The 16,973-nt window shown below is 65.0% G+C and carries 12 protein-coding genes; 4 read left to right on the top strand and 8 right to left on the bottom strand.

Annotated elements, in window-relative coordinates:
• Positions 1-2,139, top strand: a complete 2,139-nt coding sequence (locus IPM18_06315; protein MBK9119203.1) for a hydantoinase/oxoprolinase — start codon at positions 1-3, stop codon at positions 2,137-2,139.
• Between the two features lie 22 nt (positions 2,140-2,161).
• Here the strand turns inward: IPM18_06315 and IPM18_06310 are convergent, their stop codons facing one another.
• On the bottom strand, positions 2,162-3,844 hold the full coding sequence (locus IPM18_06310) for a hypothetical protein (protein ID MBK9119202.1): 1,683 nt from the start codon (positions 3,842-3,844) through the stop codon (positions 2,162-2,164).
• A gap of 352 nt (positions 3,845-4,196) precedes the next feature.
• Complete coding sequence (locus IPM18_06305) at positions 4,197-4,865, bottom strand: methyltransferase (protein MBK9119201.1); 669 nt, start codon at positions 4,863-4,865, stop codon at positions 4,197-4,199.
• Between the two features lie 101 nt (positions 4,866-4,966).
• Here IPM18_06305 and IPM18_06300 point away from each other — a divergent pair, with 101 nt between their 5' ends.
• Positions 4,967-5,485: a GNAT family N-acetyltransferase gene (locus IPM18_06300; GenBank protein MBK9119200.1), complete on the top strand. Its 519-nt coding sequence runs from the start codon at positions 4,967-4,969 to the stop codon at positions 5,483-5,485.
• Between the two features lie 124 nt (positions 5,486-5,609).
• Here the strand turns inward: IPM18_06300 and IPM18_06295 are convergent, their stop codons facing one another.
• The 4 genes from IPM18_06295 to IPM18_06280 form a co-directional block, all read right to left on the bottom strand.
• Complete coding sequence (locus tag IPM18_06295; protein MBK9119199.1) at positions 5,610-7,703, bottom strand: elongation factor G; 2,094 nt, start codon at positions 7,701-7,703, stop codon at positions 5,610-5,612.
• 390 nt (positions 7,704-8,093) lie between these two features.
• Positions 8,094-8,576 (bottom strand): DoxX family protein, encoded by a 483-nt coding sequence (locus IPM18_06290; protein ID MBK9119198.1) that lies wholly within the window; start codon positions 8,574-8,576, stop codon positions 8,094-8,096.
• 29 nt (positions 8,577-8,605) lie between these two features.
• Complete coding sequence (locus IPM18_06285) at positions 8,606-9,133, bottom strand: winged helix-turn-helix transcriptional regulator (protein MBK9119197.1); 528 nt, start codon at positions 9,131-9,133, stop codon at positions 8,606-8,608.
• 110 nt (positions 9,134-9,243) lie between these two features.
• Positions 9,244-12,681 carry a serine/threonine protein kinase gene (locus tag IPM18_06280; GenBank protein ID MBK9119196.1) on the bottom strand — a complete coding sequence of 1,146 codons (3,438 nt, stop codon included), beginning with the start codon at positions 12,679-12,681 and terminating at the stop codon, positions 9,244-9,246.
• A gap of 156 nt (positions 12,682-12,837) precedes the next feature.
• On the opposite strand from IPM18_06280, the gene IPM18_06275 reads away from it, so the two are divergent.
• A complete protein-coding gene (locus IPM18_06275; GenBank protein ID MBK9119195.1) occupies positions 12,838-13,377 on the top strand; it encodes a hypothetical protein in 540 nt (179 codons plus the stop codon).
• On the opposite strand, the gene IPM18_06270 is transcribed toward IPM18_06275, so the two are convergent.
• Together IPM18_06270 and IPM18_06265 are read right to left on the bottom strand one after the other, a co-directional pair.
• Positions 13,374-13,949, bottom strand: coding sequence for a sigma-70 family RNA polymerase sigma factor (locus tag IPM18_06270; protein MBK9119194.1), 576 nt, complete (start codon positions 13,947-13,949; stop codon positions 13,374-13,376). The genes IPM18_06275 and IPM18_06270 overlap by 4 nt on opposite strands.
• A 93-nt stretch (positions 13,950-14,042) precedes the next feature.
• Complete coding sequence (locus IPM18_06265; GenBank protein MBK9119193.1) at positions 14,043-15,704, bottom strand: glycosyltransferase family 39 protein; 1,662 nt, start codon at positions 15,702-15,704, stop codon at positions 14,043-14,045.
• Between the two features lie 95 nt (positions 15,705-15,799).
• On the opposite strand from IPM18_06265, the gene IPM18_06260 reads away from it, so the two are divergent.
• Positions 15,800-16,963: a metallophosphoesterase gene (locus tag IPM18_06260; protein ID MBK9119192.1), complete on the top strand. Its 1,164-nt coding sequence runs from the start codon at positions 15,800-15,802 to the stop codon at positions 16,961-16,963.
• The last annotated feature ends 10 nt before the right edge of the window (positions 16,964-16,973 follow it).

Genomic DNA, 16,973 nt, shown 5'->3' with positions numbered 1-16,973 from the left:
GTGTCCCCGGCCTGTTCCGTTCGCATCGGCATCGACGTCGGCGGCACCTTCACGCATGCCGTTGCGCTTGATGCCGCCACGCGCGCCCTCATGGGTAAAGCCAAGGTACCCACCACACACAGTGCCGCCGAGGGTGTCGCGCGGGGGGTCGTGGACAGTCTCCTGAGGTTGCTGGGCGACTGCGGTCTGCGCCCGGACCAGGTTCTACTGATTGCGCATTCGACGACACAAGCCACGAATGCGTTGCTTGAAGGAGATGTCGCGTCGGTTGGCATTGTGGGTGTGGCAGCCGGCCCGAGTGCCCTGCTGGCAAGGCGTCAAACGGCAATTCGATCGATCCCGCTGGCCCCGGGGCGCTACTTGCGGACCACGCACCGCTTCCTGCGCGCTGAACAGCTCTCCGACGCTGCCATCGACACGGCGCTCGACCAACTCACGGACGCCGGCGCCGTCGCCATCGTCGCGGCGGCGGCGTTCAGCGTGGATGACCCCGCCATCGAGGAGCACATTTGCGCCCGCGCACAGGCCCGCGGCTTGCCGGTCACCGCGACGCACCACGTCAGCCGATTGCACGGCCTCGGCATCCGCACCCGCACCGCGGTGATCAATGCCAGCATGATTCCGCGCATGCTTGCGACTGCGAACATGACTGAGCAGGCCGTCCGGGCCGCCGGGATCCAAGCCCCTGTCATGATCATGCGCAGCGACGGTGGCGTGATGGATATCGCTGAGATGCGTCGCCGCCCCATTCTCACAATGCTATCCGGACCGGCCGCGGGCGTGGCGGCCGCACTGCTCTACGCCGGCATTTCCGACGGCGTCTTTCTCGAAGTTGGCGGCACCAGCACCGACATCAGCGCGATCAAAAACGGCCGCTGTCGGATTCGCAGTGCCGAGATCGGCGGCCAGAAGCTGCATGTCAGCACGCTCGACGTGCGTACGGTCGGCGTCGCCGGCGGGTCGCTCGTCTACCTGCGCGATGGTCAAATCGCGCAGGTGGGCCCACGCAGTGCCCACATCGCGGGCCTCCAGTATCTCAGTTTTGCGGATTGTCCCCCCGCGGCGCTGTCCGCCGCCCCGTTCGAGTTCGAGGGCGAGCGTTTCCTGACCGCCTCCGCCGCCGGCGAGCCCCTCGCCGTTACGCCGACGTGTGCCAGCAATCTGCTCGGCCTCGTACCCGCGGAAGATCCCGCCCGCGGCCGATCCGCAACGATCGCGGCCGGCTTCGAGCAGCTCGCGACGGTCGTGCAACCCGCGGCGGACGCGCGCACCCTTGCGGCCCGGATTCTTGATCTGGCAGCACGTGCCGTTGCTCGGATCGTTGAGGGTTTCGCGCGCGACTACAAGCTCGACCGCAGCATCATCCGGCTGATCGGCGGCGGTGGTGGGGCCTCGGCCATCGTGCCTTATGTCGCCCAGGACCTCGGACTGCCGAGTGAACTGGTGCGAGATGCCGACGTGATCAGTGCGATCGGCGTTGCCCTTGCGCTGGTGCGCGATTCCGTCGAGCGCACGGTCATCGAGCCCGGGGAGGAGGACATTCGTCGTATTCGTGAGGAGGCCTTTCAGAGCGTACTGCGCATGGGTGCTGCGCCGGATACGATCGAGGTTTTCGTCGAAGTCGACAGCAAGCGCAACCTGCTGCGCGCCACCGCCGAAGGTTCCACCGAAATACGCCGGCATGCGCAGGATGATCGGGTCCGTGACACAGCCGAGCGGGCAGCGCTCGTGACCGCCAGTCTGCCGCCCGGCCCGCCGCCGGAATGTGCCGCGACCGCCGGCGGGTTCGAAGTCTGGACCGCGCCGCGCTCCGTCGCGCGGCTCTGGCGCCTGTTGCGGGAAAAGCGGCTCGCCGTGCGCGTGCTTGATCGCCGCGGCAGCATCCGGTGGGCCAGCAACCACGCCGATCTGCGTACCGCCACGGTGGCCACCGCGGAGCGCGAGTTGACCACCCTCGCCGAACGGTACACGCGCTATTCAGATGCGGGCGCCACCATTCCCCGTTGCTTCGTTCTGGTCGGTGGCCGCATCATCGATCTCTCCGGCTTATGCGAGTTACGGCAAGTGCTTGAGGTGCTGCGGCTCGACCTGCAACGCTATCCCGGCCAGGACACCTGCCTGTTGCTGGTTGATCGCTGAGCGCCGGCGCTGCGGCCCGCTCCTATTCTTCTTCCAGGCGCAAGGTTGCCAGGCGATTCTGCAGTGCGCGCCAGGTCGGCACGTCCGGCTCGGCCGCCACGGCCGCCGCCGCCGCCTGCGCTGCCTCTACCCATTTGCCGGCCACCGCCAAAGCGTTTGCGCGCAGGGCATAGGCCTCGGCTGGTGCCGGGTCACGCTGCGCTGCCATGGCATACCCATCGGCCGCCAGCTCATACCTTTGCAGCAGTTCCGCCATGGCAGCCCGACCATAGTGCCCTGCGGGCAGATCCGGCCGGAGCTGTACTACCGCCGCGTAACTTTGCATGGCGGGGGCGAACTCACTCCGGGCCGCGGCAAGTGTGGCGAGTTCAAGGTGCACGATGGCGGTACGGGGCTGCGTTCGACCGATGTGCTCCCATAAGGTGCGCTCGTCGGTCCACGCGGGTAACGTTCGCGCTGTGAGCCAGGGCAGCACTGCGGTAACGAGTAGCCCGATGATGCTGCCGGCATAGGCGCCCGTCCGCCAGTTCTCGTGGCGCTGTGTGTAGCCCCACGCAACCAGTACCGCGAGTCCACACATGATCGGGATCAGGGCGGTGTAGGCGTAACGGTCGGCGGCGCGCTCATGGATCGACTGCGTCAGCAGCACGGTCGGTGCGAGCAACGCCAGGTATGCAACCACCACTGTGAACAGGCCCGGCAGGCGGCGCGCCAGGGCGCCGGCGCCCAGCAGTACTACGACCGTGGCGGAGATCGCCAGCCCAAGCCCGGTACTCCAGGCGAACTCGGCCGGACGCTCATAGACCGCCGGCAATGGCAATGGCCAGATCGTCCGCATGAGGTAGAACACCGCGCCATCGGCCCACTGTGCCGTGCGCTCCACGAGTGGTGCTGCCGCCTGTGCAGTGTGTGTGGCGTGCAACCCGCCCGCCATGCCGGCCACGATGATGAAGGGAATCTTGGCAAGCCAGGCGCTCCGGCGATGCAGGCGCTGCAAGGGGAAACCATCTAGCGTCAGCAACACCACCGGCCATACCACCGTGAGCGGTGTCAGTCCAATACTCACGCCCTGGAGGGCAAGCGTGCAGAGGCCGCCTGCGATTCGCACGCGCGGTTGCGCGGCACATGCCGTGTTGAGGTAGATCACGATCCCCAGCAGCAGAAGGAGCGTGCCCGCGGGCAGGGCGGGATCATGGGGCAGGGCGAGTGCTTCGATCCGCAACGGATGCAACGCCCACCACAGCCCGGCAAACAGTGCGGCCAGCAACCCAGGCCACCTGGAGGTCTCGGTATTGCTGATTTGTGCGCGGTGTGTGGCGAGCAGCAGTGTCCAAATCCGCAGAGTCAGCCAGGCAACCAGCACGCCACACAGGCAGTGCAGGACAAGTATGGTCGTGAGCAGGGAGCCCTCGCGACGCCCGTCGACAAACAGTTCGCGGAGAACCGTGTCCCCCAGGGGTTGCCAGGCGCGCCCGCGCCAGTTCAGCAAGGCCCGGTCTGTGACTCCCCAGGGTGTCGGTCCGGTCTCCCAGCCGAGTTGCCGGTGGAGTTGATCCAGACCCGACAGCGCGATTTTTCGCAGCGGTGTGAACGTGAACCATGCCGCCACTGCGACACCCAGCAGAACAACCACGGCTGCGGCGCAGTTGCGACCACCGGCAGTTCGTGTTTTCCGATCAGGTAATGGTTGGGAATCGGCAGCCATGCGCACTCCGGTGTGAACGTCTGCCGCATGGTAGTCGGGCGGCCGGTCGGCATGAAGTATTCGACGCCGATGGCGTATTCCGCTGTCGGCGGTGCGTTCAGGGGGCTCGACGCGCTCGGCCGCCGGCATTGGGGGGTCGTGTCGATGTACCGGACGAACCCTGGTTCTTGCGTCGTCGCCACTCGCACGGCCGATTCTTGTTCGTAAGCTCCCCAAGCTTACGGCACCACACCGCTGACATCGTACGACAGATCCCGGCTGTCTCCGCCGGGGGGAAGTCGGCATGCGGACAGTCGAAGTCGCAGATTTCCGGAATGTTTACAGTGACCTTCCGCGCCAAGGCCCGTACCTCCTACGCCCGCCGCAACACGAAAATCCTTCCGCGCACCGGGATGCCCGCGCGTTGTTCGTCACGATCGCCGAGCCGCACCTCCACATGCAACCCGGCGCTCTCGGCCAACACCGCGAACCCGTCCGCGACGGAGCGGTGGGCGTCACTGATCCAGGCCTCACCGTCATCGGCCAGGTGCGCTGCAACAAATGTCGCCACCGGCGCCAGGTTCCGCCGTTCGTACAGCACGTCCGCTGCCACGATTCGCGACGGCTTCAGATCCGCATAGCGCTGCCGCCAATCGACCAGTCGCGTGGCCGGTTCCGGCAGTCCGTTGGCCCGCGCACTCGCCCGGACGAATTCCAGCGCATCGGCATCGTAGTCGCTCACCAGCACGCGGGCCCCGCGCGCCGCGGCCACTAGCCCGACCAGTCCCAGGCCGCTGCCCAGTTCCAGCACCTCACCACCCGCCAGCGCCGCACCGTGCCACTCCGCTACCGCGTCGGCCAGCACCAGCGCTGCCGGCCAGAGCGTCGCCCAGTAGGGCATGTACTCGTCAGCCGCGAAGCGCTCCGCCACGCGCGGATCTTCGAGCAGGGCCTCCTCGTCCGCCGGCATCAGCAGCACGTACGTGCGTCCGCCGACCGGCACCGCGACCCGCCGCACAGGATAACCCGCGATCGTTTCCAACCGTACGGCCTCAAGCTCGGCGGACACACCCGTTGGCGGCCGACGCTGGCCACCGTTGAGCCGGGATCGTATGATGACAGGCAGCTTCCGGACACGCACCCATGGCAGTCACCCCCCAAAGCTCGGCCGGCGCGCGGTCCCGACTGGTTCCGTTTGAACCGGGTTGGGCGGAACTCATCGCCTCCTGGATTCATACAACGGAGGAGGCCTACTGGCTCGCACCGAAAACGCGCCCACCGCTTACCGCGACGGCCATCCTGCGCTGGCACCGACCAGACGGAGCGCCTTTCGTCCTTTGCGCCACGGAGCGACTTCAGCCCGTTGCTTATGGGGAATTGAATCCGCTACGGATGCAAGGACGTGAGTACTGGCTAGGGCATCTCATCGTGGATCCGGAACTCCGTGGGCGGCGCTACGGCCTGGCATTGACGCGGGCATTGCTGCGTGAGGCGTTCGAGCACCGCGGCGCGCGGCGCGTCACGCTGGTCGTGTTTCCGGAGAACACAACAGCCATCCGTTGCTATCACGCGGCGGGAATGCGAATCGATGGCTACGAGTGGCACGATTTTCCGCTCTTCGGGCGACGCGAGTGCCTGATCCGGTTCGCGAGTACCGGGTAAAGCCAACCCTCACCTGTTCCATGCACAGTGCGGAACTGCGGTTCCGCCCCGTCGCAGGCGAATGCGAAGCCAGGGAGAGGCGGCCCATGGCGTCCGGTGCGGCTGCCCTCCGTCTGCCGGGTTACTACCGCTTCGCGGCGGCGGCGGCCTTCGCCTTGGCGATGACCTCTTCCTGTACGTCGCGCGGCGCAACGCGGTAATAGCCGAACTCCATCGCGAACGTCCCGCGGCCCTGCGTCATGGAGCGCAGCTCGGTTGCGTAGCCAAACATGTTCGAGAGTGGTACGTCCGCCTGGATCACGGTGACTTCGATCTTCGACTCGGTGTTGTGGATGATGCCCCGGCGCGAGGTGATGTCACCCACCACGCTGCCCTGCTGTTCCGTCGGACACTCGATTTCGACCTTCATGATCGGTTCGAGAATCGCGGGCTTCGCCTTCAGGTACGCCTGCTTGAAGGCCTCACGCGCGGCCACCTGGTACGCGATGTCGGACGAGTCCACCGAGTGCGTCGTGCCATCTTCCAACACCAGCTTCACGCGGACCACTTCATAGCCCGCCAGCGGGCCGTTCATACGTGCCGCCTGGAACCCCTTATCGCACGACGGAATGTACTCAGTCGGGATGCGGCCGCCCGAAACCTTGTTCTCGAAGATGTAGTCGCTTTCAGCGCTCTCGTCGAGCGGTACCATGCGGCCGACGACATGGCCGTACTGGCCCGAGCCGCCGGTCTGCTTCTTGTGCTTGTAGTCGAACGGGGCTTCGGCGGTCGGGGCCTCGCGGTAGTTCACACGGGGCGCGCCCGTGACTACCTCGACGCCGTACTCGCGGCGGATGCGTTCGACATAGACCTCGAGTTGCAGCTCCCCGATGCCCGAGATGATCGTCTCGCCGGACTCCTGGTCGGTGCGCACGTGGAAGGTGGGATCCTCACGAACGAACCGCTGGAGGGCCTTCGCGAGTTTGTCGCGGTCGGCGCCCTTCGAGGTATTGATCGCGAGGGAGATCACGGGCTCGGGCGCGTGGATGTTTTCCAGGGCGTAATTGATACGATCGTCGCAGAACGTGTCCCCCGAGGCGCAGTCGACACCGATCAGTGCGACGATATCGCCGGCACCGGCAACTTCCACGTCTTCCTTGTCGTTGGAGTGCATGCGCACCATGCGCCCCACGCGGAAATTGCGGCGTGTACGGGTATTGCGCAGACTTGTGCCCTTGGCGATCCGACCCTGGTAAACCCGGGTGTAGATGAGCTGGCCGAAGCTCTCCTCGACCAGTTTGAACGCCATTGCTACGGTCGGCGCCTCGGTGTCGGCCGTGATGGCGACTTCGGCGCTGTCGTTATCGTTGTCCTTGGCGTAATACATGATATCGAGTGGGGAGGGCAGATAGCGGACGATGGCGTCCAAGAGGGGCTGTACGCCCTTGTTGCGGAAAGCCGTGCCCATCATCACCGGGACGATATCGCGCGAAATCGTCAGCCGGCGGATCGTTTCGTGCAACCGCTCCAGGGTCGGTGCCTGCTCCTCCAGCAGCATCTCCATCAGCTCATCATCGTACAGCGAGAGCGTGTCGAGCAGGCCGTGTCGGGCGCGCGCGGCGGCCTCCTGAAAGTCCGCGGGGATCGGCTCACGGCGGATCTTTTCACCCATGTCGCCGTCGAAGTACAGCGCCTCCATGGTCAGCAGATCGATGATGCCTTTGAAGTCGTTCTCCAGCCCCATCGGCAACTGCAGCGGGACCGCCTCCAGCCCCAGCTTGTTCTCGATTTCTTGAATCACGCGCGACGGATCGGCCCCCACGCGGTCCAGCTTGTTGATGAACGCGATGCGCGGCACGCCGTACCGCTTCATCTGCCGATCCACCGTTAGTGACTGTGACTGCACCCCGCCCACCCCGCACAGGACCAGAATAGCCCCGTCCAGCACGCGCAGCGAGCGCTCCACCTCGACCGTGAAATCGACGTGCCCCGGCGTGTCGATCAGGTTGATGTTGTGACCCAGCCAGCCCACGCTCGTCGCCGCTGACGTGATCGTGATGCCGCGCTCCTTCTCGAGCTCCATGTGGTCCATCGTCGCACCCTTGCCATCGCGCGCATGCACCTCTCCGATGCGGTGAATGCGGCCGCTGTAAAAGAGGATGCGCTCGGATAGGGTGGTCTTGCCCGAGTCGATATGGGCCGAAATACCGATGTTGCGGATTTTGGCGATCGCTTGCATGACGGTGCTCATCTGCTCGTAAGGTATTGCGAACTCAACTGGTTAGATTCGCTATCACGGGTCCTGGGCGGCGGCTTCGGGGCAGTCATTCCCCGGACCGGCCACACGACCGGAACCTCCGCGGCTTTGCTCACACCTGACACGAATGCGCCATCGGAACGTCGGACGCTGGGTCTCAGCGAGGCGCTGTCGCTGAGGAACCCCCCGAGTCGCGAGGGTGTCGGTCTGCCACCAATAGAATCCGTTGGAGGCCGCGTTTCACGCGGATGCACATCCGCTGTAACCGGCACACCTCCGGTTGACCGAACAATGAGAAAGAATAGCAGCGCTTGGGGATCGAATCAAGCCCCTCAGACGTAAGTCGTGGAATGAGCCAATCTTAACGAGCTACTAAACGGAAGCCCGGTCGGCCTGAAATCTTGGGACGGTTCCGCCCCGAACCAGTGCATCCAGAGAGAATCTTCCCGGACCCGCCAGTACGATCGCCACAAGCACAACCAGCAGCGTAAGCGCATACTCCATCCCGCTGTCCCGGGCGTCGAAGGCCTTGTTGTGAACCTGCGTGACCGCGACCAGCATGGCGAATGCGAAGGGCAGTGCCGCCAGTCGCGTAAGCAGGCCCACGATCAGCAGTACACCGCCGAAGAACTCCGCCCCACCGGCGAGATACGCACTGAGCGCCGGAAAGGGCACCTCAAGAGCGGTGAGTGCGTCGGTGAAGCCCGAGATGCCCGGTCCGTCGAACCAGCCGAAGAGCTTCTGCGCGCCGTGGAACACACCGACGACTCCCACCATCACTCGAATGAGGAGCCAGCCCGCATCGGGTTGGTGTGCCCACGCTATTCCGCGGGGCAAACCAGAGCTTTGAGACATGCGAATTCTCCTTGGTGCCGTGATTGGGGTCACGAAGTACTGCGCGGATGATCGGAATTGGCTTTCCGCGTGGATGAGTCGGTGGTCCGGGTGCGGACTGCGTTGCGCAAGGCAGCCAGTTGCCCGATAAGGCGCTGTTGGTCGTCCGCGGCCACACCGGCGAACTGCTGCCTCAACAGATCTCGTACAGGTGCATCCAGCTCCGCCAGTGTCGTTAGGCCCTTTTCGCTGATACGGATCCGGATTTTGCGACGATCGATGTCCTCGCGGTGGCGTTCGAGCAGTCCGAGGTTTTCCAGTCGATCCACAAGGCGGGTCATATCCGGCACTTCGGTAACTACCTGCGAAGCGATTTCCGACGCGCAGCGGCCTTCTGCTCCGGCCCCGCGGAGGATGCGGAGAATGTTGTAGCTTGCGGGTGTCAGATCGTATGCGCGGAACAGTCGGGCATGCTGGCACTGTAGGACCACGCCTGTTCGTACGATGCTGAGATAGGCCTCCTCTTCCGGGAGGTCAAAAGGGCGGCGCTTACCGAGTTCTGCTGCAAGTGTGGCCATTATGCTGCCTCCTCGCCGTCGAGCACCATATACATGTTGCAACAGTGATATGAACAACAACTGTCTTGTGGGGAGAATTCCCTGTGATGCCCGACCGCTGAATCTCATTATCATTTGGATGGGAGACCCCAATACCGGGTCTGTAATCGCTCAGCCCACGCGGCGCGTTCGATGAGCGACCAGGTTGGCTCGGTGCGCCGGTGCAGTTCAACCACCCAATGAAGCGCGTTCCCGGCGATGTGTCGTTCGAAATAGCGGAGATCCCACAGTCCGACCCAGCCGCCCGCTCCAGCCGCCAGCAGGGTGGGTTCGTGGGGTGCGAATGCGACGTGGTAGATTTCGCCGGTGTTGTTGTCGAGCGTTGCGAGGCATTCGCCGGATTCCGTATCCCACAATTTCAGCAGGCCGTCGTTGCTCGCCGACGCCAGCACCAGTTCATCGTCGATGACCTGAAAGGCGACGGAATTCACGAGTTGCTTGTGGCCATGCAGTGTACGCACCCGTTCGCGCGTTTGGAGATCCCACAACTCCACGGTTCGCAGCCATGTGCCGACTGCGAGCGTGCGCCCATCTGGTGCGACTGCCAGGCACCACGGCATGGTCCCGTAGGTCGCGTGAAACCAGAAGCGTTCACGGCCGGTTGGCACATCCCAGACCCGGATCACGCGGTCGCGGCCCGTGGAGATCAGCGATTTTCCGTCGGGCGTGTAGGTGAGCGCGATCACCTCCGCCGGAGCGCTCATGATCGTGAGCCATTCACCCCAGACCGCTGTTGATACCAAGGTGATGCGGCCGTTGCCGCGGCCGTAGGCGAGCCACGCGCCGTCCGGACTGAATGCGAGTGCAGCGCCGCTGGTGGCGAGGCCGTAGAACTTGGCGATGGGCGTGAGGGTGGCGCGGTCCCAGATGTAGACGGTGCCACTCCGATCACCGGCCGCAAGCCAACGCCCACAGTCGCTGTACCGGACGATGGTTACGGGTTGGGTGGGACCGGTTAATTCGTGCGTCCGTGTTCGTGTGGCCCGATCCCACAGTCGCACAACCGGCTCTTCACCGCCCGTGGCGAATTCGTGGCCCTCGGGGCTGGCGCTGGCGGAGAAGGTACGCAGCTCGTCGGCACGCACCTGCTGCAGACACCTGAGGGGTTCAAGCTCCCAGACGTGCAGTTGGCCGTAGAACTCCGAACCGTCGGTCGACACGATGTGACCATCCGGGGTCAGAGCGAGATCGAAGACCGCGCCGAGCAGGCCGAACGAGGTCCGGCGCGTGCCGAGTTCGGCATCGAAGAGGTCAATCGTCCACCAGCCGCCGACGGCGAGTGTGCGACCGTCCTCGGTGAACTCCAGCGCGCGTATCGTTCCGTTTGACGGTGCTAGGGTCTGGCGGCGAATTCCCGTGGCGACATCCCAGAAGTGCACGACGCGATCGGTACCGCCGGAGACCAAGGTTTGCCCATCGGGGCTGATGGCAGTGGCACTGACCGACCCGGTGTGACCCGTGAAATCGCGCCGACGCAGGAGCTCGAGTGCGGCGATGTCCGGAACGGCAGCATGTGAAAGCAGTTCCCAGAGCAGTAACCGTCCGTTCTCCGTGCCGATCGCCAGCAACCACGAGTCTGCCTCAAGGGCGGCACTGCGCAAGGTTCGTACCTGTCCTCCGCCGGCGTATTCCTCGAGTAAGCACCGGCCGGTGCGCAGGTCCCAGATCACGACATAACCCGCGTCGCCGCCGGTCGCCACGAAGCGGCCATCCGGTGACGGTGCGCAGGTCCAAAGCGGGGCACTGTGTGGCAGAACTGCGATTTCGCGATTTGTCCGCAAGTCCCAGAGCCGCGCGGTTCCGTCTGCGGACACGCTGACGAGGTGCTCGCCGTCGGGTAGATAGTGGGCGTCGAAAATCGCACCGGTGTGTCCCAGCAGCGCGCCGCTGCCGCTCATGGTCGCCAGATTCCAGCGCAGAATCTGGTGATCTTCAGTGCCGGTGGCGACCTCGTGTCCGTCTGGATGCGCGGTGAGCGCGCGCATGTCGACGACGCGTGTGGGCAGCGAAAGCAGCCGTGGTTGGCGCGCGTAGAGCTCCCACAGGGCCCAGCGTGCGAGGCGGTTGCCCGGGCTGTCCACGAACTCCTTCCAGAGCAGGGTCTCGGCCGAGCGCATGTCGCCGCTCAGGCCCAGCAGGCGACCGCGCTCGATGCTGCTGGTCGCCAGTTCGGCTGCCAGGCGCGCCGCGGTATCGTCGGCCCGGCGTCGTTCCCGTTCGGCTTGGACCAGCGCAAGTTCGCGTTCCACGCGGGTGCCGCGCTCACTGAGGACGAGTCGGCGATTGGATTCGGCCTGCAATGCCGCCACGACACCGAATATCAGCACCAGCACGACGAACAGACCGCCCGCCCAGACCGTGCGACGATAACGCCGCAGCGTCATGTGCAACATGTACATGGCCGAGTCGCGCTTGGCTTCGATCGGTTCACCGGTCAGGAAGCGGCGCAAATCGCTGCCGAGTGCGTGCGCCGACTGGTACCGCCGGTGACGGTGTTTCTCCAGTGCCTTGGCGACGATTGTCTCGATTTCCCCCCGCAACTCGCGGCGAATCTGGCCTAGCGGTATCGGTACTTCGTCGCGGATGCGCTGTGCCGCCTGAGTCAGGCCGCACTCGTGCAATTCGAGCGGCAGACGCCCGGTGAGCAGCTTGTAAAGGATGACTCCAAGTGCGTACACGTCCGTGCGCGTGTCGACATCATGGGCCCGTCCCCCGATCTGCTCGGGGCTCATGTACGGCAGTGTGCCGACGAGCTGTCCCGCGAGGGTCAATACCGTGCCGAGATGCTGGTCAACTTCGGTGCTGCGGGCTACGCCGAAGTCGAGAATTTTCGGCTGGCCATGTTCGTTGACCAGGATGTTGGCCGGCTTGAGATCCCGGTGTATGACGCCCATCTGGTGCGCGTACTGCACGGCATCGCAGACCCGTGCCACGAGTTCAAGCCGCTCCGCCACGGAGAGGTCATGTTGATCTGCGTAAACATCTAGCGGCTCGCCGCGAACGTACTCCATCGCAAAAAACGCGCGCGCGGTGGCCCCTCCCGAAACGGCACCCGCTTCGTAGATCTGTGCGATCCCCGGGTGTTGCAGGCGACCGAGTATCTGCGCCTCGAACTCGAAGCGTTTCAACGTGCTCGACGACACGAATGCGGGGCGGATGGCTTTCAGCGCCACCATGCGCCGCGGGTTGGCCTGCTCCGCTTCGTAGACCGTCCCCATCCCCCCCTCGCCGATCAATCGCAGGATGCGGTATTGCCCGGTTGAATCCGGAACCGGAGTTACGGCTTCCGTCGACAGCCGTGTGGGGTGCTCGAGGTCCAGATCCTCCAACTGCTCGCGGAGGAACTCTCCCGGTCCGCCGTGGCCGTCGATCGGTCCGCCCGCTTGGGCGTCGGCCGCGAGGAGTGCCTCTACCTCCGACCGCAGCTCGGTATCGGCGCCGCACCGCTCTTCGAGCACAGACTGCCTGGCAGCCGTATCGAGACCGCAGACCTCTGCAAAGAGGTCCAAAGCGCGGCGAACACGAGAGTCAGGAGTCGAAGAATGTTCCATCTTAGAAGCAAGGCCGCGGCCCGCGGACCGTGTTTGACCTATTGTACCATACGTTGGTGCGATCCCGCGCTGTGGTTGTGCCGGGTTTGGATTCGTATTGGAGGAGCACCGGCCATGGAAATCACCCGTCACCCGCTGGCCGGTGCGGATACCGATCAGGAGTTGGGCGACCTGCCGGCCGACGAAGCCCTGATCGGTCGCCTGACCCGCAGCTTTGCGCGTTTCCTCCCGCAGGGGTCCGTGCTTGCCGAGCGGTTCTATGAGCGCCTTTTTGAGCGTCACCCGGAATTGCGCCGGCTCTTCCCTGAGGATCTGAGTGAACAGCGGGCTAAGCTGCTCGCCTCTCTGACCTGGGTCATAGGGCACCTCCAACAACCCGAGAAGGTGCGCTCAAAATTGCTCGAAATGGGGCGCCGTCACGTAGCTTACGGTGTGCAGCGCGAACATTACCCCCTGGTGGTAGCCGCTCTGGTCAATGCCATGGGCACAGTGGCGGGTAGTGACTGGAGTGCGGACCTGGAGGCCGATTGGCTCGCGGCCCTGCAACTCATCAGCGAGCGCATGTGTGAAGCTCACAACGAGGTCCCGCCGGTGAACGCAAAATCGCACCCCACCGGTTACGTGGTGCACGGGGACGGAAGCGCACGCTCTTAGGCATTCCGAGTCAGCTCGAGGTTTAACCACGCCCGCGCCGCGCGCCAGTCACTCTCCGCGGTGGTCTTGGAGACCCCCAGCACCTCGGCGGCCTCATCCACTGCCAAACCAGCAAAAAAACGCAGTTCGACCAGGCGATGTTTGCGTTCGTCGACCTGTTTCAGCCGCTCCAGCGCATCGTGCAATGCGAGTACATCAAGTCCGTCACTCCTTGCACCGCTACCGATCGCATCGTCCAGCAGCACGCGGCGCTGTCCACCACCACGTTTCAGGGCTTTTCGCGCCAAGGCGTGGTTCACCAGGATCTGTCGCATGGCCATCGCAGCCACGGCAAAGAAGTGCTGGCGCCCGTTCCATTGCGGATCGGTCTGATCCACCAGCTTGAGAAAGGCCTCATGGACGAGTGCCGTCGGTTGTAGAGTATGATCAGAGCGCTGGCGGCGGAAATAGCGCCCGGCCAGCGACCGCAGTTCATCGTAGACCAAGGGGAGCAGTTGCTGCGCTGCGCTGGTGTCGCCTTGTCGGAGACGTTCGAGCAGGAGTGTGGTCTCGTGGCACGGATCCGTCACCATCCCGGAGTCCTCACAGGGCCGAGGAGCGCGGTGCCATTGTAACGCAATGAGTACCTGGCGCGCTGCTCTGCAACCCGGTCAACATGCGCCGCGTTATCGGGCGGGTTCCGTGACGTCGACGATGAGATCGTCAGTACGCAGCACCCAGACGACCGCCCACCGGCCTTTACCGAGATTGAAACCCTCGTAGCGCGCGGCATGAGGCCCCGGCTTCCAGTCGAGCGCCACTCGAGTTGGCTCAGCCACCACCAGCACGCGCGGCGGGCCTGTCGTGACGGCGACGCGCAGCTCGTCGCTGCCAACCGCACGGCCAACCAGGCGCGCATAGTAGAACAGGGTCGGTTCATCGTAGCCGCAGGCGAAGAATGGCACCGTATCGCCTGGCATTGTGCGAGCGTTCACGGCCGCCGCGAGATTGCGGCTTAACCGGTGCGATTCAAGTGCGGGTCCCACCCCGACCCCCAGCACGGCGTGGAATCCGATTGTCCCGGCCAGTGCCAAGCGCCAGCCGTAGTGCAATTGCCCCCGTAACAGCGCCCGGCTGGCCACCACGAAACCCGTGGCGAGCACACCGCTGGCCAGTAGCGCGGCCGGGGTCCACGGTCCTTGCCAATACAAGGCAAGTCCGCCGGTGACGACACCGACACCTGCCACGCTGCCCGCCCAGAGCACGAGTGCCCAGCGCTGTGAGCGGGGTGGTGGCGTTGGGCGTGGTCGCGCCCACATCCGTCCCAGCAGGATCGCCAATGGTACATAGCAAGGCAGGATGTAATGCGGCAGCTTGCTCGGTACCAGTTCAAGGAAGAGCCATGGAAGCACCAGCCAGACGAGCATCAGCCCGGCAGCAGGTTCACGTTTTCGCCGCTGCCATGCTTCCAGCAGAGCACCGGGCACGAGCGCGGTCCATGGCAACAGGGCGGCCAAGCTCAGCACAAGGAAGTACCCCGGCGGCGCCCCACCGCCGTGTGCGCCTCCTTGCAGCCGCGCACCGATCTCGTAACCGAAGAATTGCTGCCAGAGTGTGTCGCCGGCGCGCAGAGTCACCACCACATACCACGGTGCCGCGATCAGGAGCGCCACCGGGGCCACCCACCATAGGCGCGGCACCAACAGCATCCGCCGACCGCGCCGCCAGAGCAGCAGGGCGGCTCCGCAAGCTCCGACGAACACGACAATCGCCGGCCCTTTTGCCAGCAAGCCCAATCCGCACACCATCCAAAATGCAAGCGCCCGCCACCAGGTCCAGCCGCGCCGCACTCCACGCACCAGGAGCCACGCCGCCGCCGTCACGAGCAGCACGAGCAGTGCATCGGTCAGCACCAGCTTCCCGACGATGACCGTGAGTCCGAAAGTAAGGAACGAAGCCGCGGCAAATCCGGCGGCACGACGGCCGTAGAGTTCGGCGGTGAGACCGGCGACCCACTGCACCGTGAGGGTCATCGCCAACACGCTTACCAGCCGGGCGGCGAAAGCCGTCTCGCCGAACAGGTGAAAGCTGGCCGCGATGCACCAGTAGAGCAATGGCGGCTTGGCCAGCCACGGCTCGCCGAGGTAGGTGGGCACGAGCCAATCACCGCTGGTGTGCATCTCGCGTGCGACTTGGGCGTACCAACCCTCGTCGCGATCCGTCAGACTGACCCCGAACGTGCCGGGCAGCAACAGGGCGAGTGACAGCACGACGAGCACGCCCCGTAGGCGCCATGGCAGTGTCCGCTTCGTCGGACTCGGGTCATCCATCGAACGAATCGCGCGCATGAATCCTCCGAGCAGGGGCGGCCGTGTGGACCGCTCACTGCCAGTGCAGGAACGCCCAATTGTGTCGGCGCGGCCCACGCGCTACCATCCCCCGCGTGGATCGTATTCTTCTGTATAGCGTGCTCATCTGGACCCTTGCGGCTGGTGCCGGGTTGGTGGGTGCCGGATTGCTGATCTGGCGCCTGCACGGCGCGCCGCAGCCGTTCGCCTGGTTGCTGCTGCGCCGTGAGCTGGGGTTGGCGCTGCTCGTAACCGGGTTGGCCTGCGTTCCACTATTGATAGTGGGTACGGTTGGCCGAATCTTCGGTTTCATCCATGCGATCTACGCCGGCCTCACACTCACCATGCCATTGCTGGGGCTCGCACTCGTATTTGCAGTGCTGCCCCGTGCCGCGCCGCGTACGCGCGGGCTGCTTGCCATTCCGACCATCCTGGCGCTCCTCCCGGCCGTTGCCGGTCTCTACGCATCCAAGATCGAGCCCACCTGGCTCGAGATTGTTGCGGTGGATGTCCCGGTTGCGAATCGGCCGGCGAACTCACGCCCCATTCGCATCGTCGTGCTGGCCGATCTCCAGTTTCGCACGGTGACACCCTACGAACGCGGCGTGATCGAGACCGCGCTCGATCAAGGCGCCGACCTCATCCTGTTGCCAGGCGATTTTGTGCAGGCCGACGACGCTCACTTCGAGGCCCACCGCGAATCCTACCTCGAACTTCTGCGCCCGCTGCGAGACCACCCCCACGTGTACGCGGTACTCGGCAACATCGACCCCCCCGAACGCACGATTCGCCTCCTCCACGAGGCCGACTTGCGGCTGCTCAATGACGACGTGATTCGTGTCACGATCGGCGATGTGCGCATCGCTCTCGGCGGTGTTGACTACTGGCGCCAACGCGCCCGCCCGTCGCCCGTCTACCGGGATCTCGCCGCCACTTCCGCCGACGTGCGTATCCTGATGTCGCACGTCCCCGACGGCGTCTTCGCTGCCCGCCCGGAGCATGCGATCGATTTGATCATCGCCGGACATACGCACGGCGGACAGGTCGCGCTGCCCGGCTTCGGGCCGTTTCTCACGTTCAGCGCCGTCCCACGGGCGGTCGCGGGTGGCGGTCTGCACGCGGTGAACGGCCAGCCGATCTACGTGAGCCGGGGGCTCGGCGTCGAGCGTGGTGCGGCCCCACCGCTGCGTCTTTTCTGCCGGCCGGAACTGACGGTACTCACCCTCCGGGGTACGGCCCCACCAGCGTCGATCGACTGATCCACAGCGG

The organism is Phycisphaerales bacterium (assembly GCA_016716475.1).
In the GTDB taxonomy this organism is placed as follows: domain Bacteria; phylum Planctomycetota; class Phycisphaerae; order UBA1845; family Fen-1342; genus JADJWG01.
Note: the sequence above shows the minus strand (reverse complement) of the source record. Positions and strands in the feature narration are given on the sequence as shown.